Origin of the sequence: Streptomyces sp. NPDC058964 (assembly GCF_042741275.1) — a bacterium.
Classification (GTDB): Bacteria; Actinomycetota; Actinomycetes; order Streptomycetales; family Streptomycetaceae; genus Streptomyces.
The window spans coordinates 2,834-6,192 of sequence record NZ_JBHYKH010000092.1 but is presented as its reverse complement, the minus strand read 5'-3'; the positions used below and the strand labels follow the sequence as shown (position 1 = coordinate 6,192).

Sequence of the window (3,359 nt, the reverse complement as noted above, 5' to 3'; positions counted from 1 at the left end):
CACACCCGCCCCCCCCCCCGCCCCGCGCCCTCGCGCCCGCCGCCCCCCCCCGTGTGGATCCGGGCCTACTCGGCGGCCCGCTGGGCCGCTACGGCTCACTTGCCGTAGTAGGCGTTGTAGATCGAGATCGTCGACTTGTTGCCCTTCTTGTCGGCGATCTTCGCGTGGAACGAGATGGCCTTGCCCTTGGCCGGGTTCTTGACGGTGATCTTGCCGTTGACCACGTCGACCTTCTTCCAGGTCTGGCCGTAGTCGTACGACACGTACACCGACAGCGACTGCAGGTTGCCGCCCGCGGCCGCGCCCTCCACGGTGACCGGGAAGGTGACCGTCTTGTCGGCCTCGACGCGGCTGTCCAGGCCGGTCTTGGCGTTGAAGCGGAGGGTGGAGGCCGGGAGCTTGGCGGTGTCGCCGCCGGACGGCTTCTTCGAGTGGAAGGTCCAGCTCGCGTCGATCCGCGTGGAGGCGGCCGCGACCTTGACGGTCCGCTTGACCGAGGTGGTCAGCTTGTACTCGGCGTCACCGGCCGGGACCTTGAAGGACTCCCCGCCGAACAGCGGGTCCTTGTTGGAGCCCACCTTGGTGCCGTTGCGGTACAGGGTGGTGTCCACCGAGGTGAAGACCGAGGACCCGGCGTGCTTGTTGCTGTCGGAGAACAGCGGCACCACGCCGTAGATCCCGTTGCCGTCACGGAACAGGCCGAAGTCGGCGTTGAGGTGCGGGCCGAAGACCGCCGTGTTGAAGGTCTTCTCGTAGCTCTTGCCCGCCGCGAAGGTCTGCGGCGCGCCCAGCGTGTAGAACGCCTCGGCGATCGGGAAGCCGTCCTGGTCGACTCCGCCGTCCTGCTCGAAATCGAGTCCCCACTTCACGCCGCCCAGCGCCGACAGGTGCAGGGTCCGGGTTCCGGGCAGGGGCTGCGGGATCGCGATGGCGGAGCCGCCGCTGCTCTGGGGCAGGTAGCCGATCGCGCCGACCGACCCCTTCTTGCCGCTCGCCGCCGCGCCCAGGCCGACCTTCACCGTGGACAGGTCGCTCGCCTTGTAGTGCTTGGTGTAGCCGGTGGCGAACTGCCTGACCCCGGCGCCGGCCGTGGTGTCCCACTGCTCGTTGTCACCCTTGGCCCAGTGCGCGTCCCACTGCTGGTAGAGCTGACCGGCGGGGAGCTGCGGGCCGAGGCCGGCGGTGTGGAAGTTGTCGTACGAGTCCAGGAACCACCCGTAGCCGTAGGACGAGTCGCCCACCGTCAGGTCGAACTCCGGGTAGGCGAAGGCGGCCTTGGCGGCCGGGTCGGGGACGGTGATGTCCACCGGCTTGGCCTTGCGCGCGTCCAGCGTGATCGTCTGCTTCTTGTCGACGGTCAGCTTCGGCTGCGCGATCCAGTCGATGCCCTTGGTGGCGTCCTCCGGGTCCGCGAAGATGCCGGAGTCGAGGATGTACGTGCCCTTGGGCGCGCGCACCTTCACCGTGCCGGAGGGGTCGTACGGCGTGAGGTCCTTGCCGTTGGCCAGGCCCGCGACACCGCTCAGGTCGGCGCTGTAGTACTTCGCCGGCTTGCCGTCCCGCCCGATGAACTTCAGCGTCACGTCGTACGACTGCACCTCGCGCTGCACGGCGGCGGCCGTGCGGACGGTCTGGCCGCCGCCGGTCGCGGTCACGTACGCGGAGTAGGCGCCGTCGAGGGTGCCGCCCAGCTTGGTGTCGACGGTGAAGCCGACGGAGGCCTTGCCGCCCGCCGGGACGGTCACCTTGGTCCTGGCGAGCTTGAAGAAGCCCGCCGGAGCCGCCTGGCCCTTGGGGTTGGTCGCGGTGGTGGCCAGGTCGAGCGTGACGTCCTTGGTGCTCAGGTTGCGGTACGTCAGCTGCTTGGTGACCGGCTTGTCGTCGGTGTGCGGCCACTGCTGGATGCCGAAGCTCACCGAGACCGGGTCGGCGATCACGGACTGCTTGATGGCCTTGTCGACCGCGATACGGCCGGAACCCTGCTGGAACGGCGTGTACTTGCCGCCCTTGGCGGAGCCGGTCAGCGCGGCCTTCAGCTCGGCGTAGCCCCAGTCGGGGTGTTCCTGCTTCAGGATCGCGGCGGCGCCCGCGACGTGCGGGGTCGCCATCGAGGTGCCGGAGATGGTCAGGTAGCCCTCGGGCTTCTCACCGACCTCCTGGTCGATGACGCTGCCCTTGGCCGCGGCGGCGGTGATGTCGACACCGGGCGCGGTCACGTCCGGCTTGATGGCGCCGTCGCCGGCACGCGGGCCGGTCGAGGAGAAGTCCGCCAGCTTGTCGCTCTTGTCGACGGCACCGACGGTGAGCGCGGCGTCCGCGCTGCCCGGCGAACCGATGGACTCGGGGCCCTCGTTGCCCGCGGCGATCGCGAACAGGACGCCCTTCTCGGTGGAGAGCTTGTTGACCTCGGCCTCGAGGGGGTCGATCTCGGGCGTGTCGTAGCCGCCCAGGCTGAGGTTGATGACCGAGGCGCCCTGCTGGACCGCCCACTCCATGCCGGCGAGGATGCCGGAGTCGTCACCGGAGCCGGTGTCGTCCAGGACCTTGCCGTTGAGGATCTTCGCGTCGGGTGCGACACCCTTGTACTTGCCGCCCGACTTGGCGCCGGTGCCCGCCGCGATGGAGGCGACGTGCGTGCCGTGGCCGAAGTGGTCGGTGGCGTCGGCGGCGGCCGAGAAGTTCTTGGACTCGATCACCTGGTCCTTGAGGTCCGGGTGGGTCGTGTCGACACCCGTGTCCAGGACGGCGATCTTGACGCCCTTGCCGGTGTAGCCGGCCGCCCACGCCTTGGGAGCGCCGATCTGCGGCACGGACTTGTCGAGGCTGGCCTTGCGGACGCCGTCGAGCCAGACGTGCGCGATGCCGGAGGCGGTCCTGTTCCCGTTGGTGACCGCGTCCCACAGCTCGTGCGTGTCCTTGACCGGGGTCTGCACCGCGTCCGCGTTCAGCGCCTTCAGGCTGCGGCGCAGCGTGCCCGCGTCACGGACGTCGGCCTTGGTGGCCGCGGCGGTACCGCTGTAGCCGACGATGACCTTGAGACCGTGCTTGAGGGACTTGCGGGTGGCGGCCTTGTTCAGCTCGGTGATGTCGAACAGCCGCTGGTCCAGCCTGCCGGAGGCGACCAGGCCCACCGCGTCGGCGGGAATGACGAGGGTGTGCCCGTCGGCCTTGCGGAGCTGGAAGGGTATGTGCTCGCGCCCCTTCGCCCGCTCCAGGCCGACGACCCGGCCCTTGGCGTCGAGGGGGGCCCCGGGGGCGGGGGTTAGGGGGTTTGGGGGGGTGGTAGGGTGGGGGGAGGGGGGGGCCGCGGGGCGCGGCGCGGGGGTCGGCGCCGCCCGGGGGGGGATTGCGGCGGCGAG

Annotated in this window: 1 protein-coding gene; it reads right to left on the bottom strand. The window is 70.3% G+C overall.

Features of this window, described 5'->3' with window-relative positions; genetic code table 11:
• Positions 1–95 precede the first annotated feature (95 nt).
• Positions 96–3,347, bottom strand: coding sequence for a S8 family serine peptidase (locus ACFW2E_RS14535; protein WP_384466252.1), 3,252 nt, complete (start codon positions 3,345–3,347; stop codon positions 96–98).
• Between the last annotated feature and the right edge of the window lie 12 nt (positions 3,348–3,359).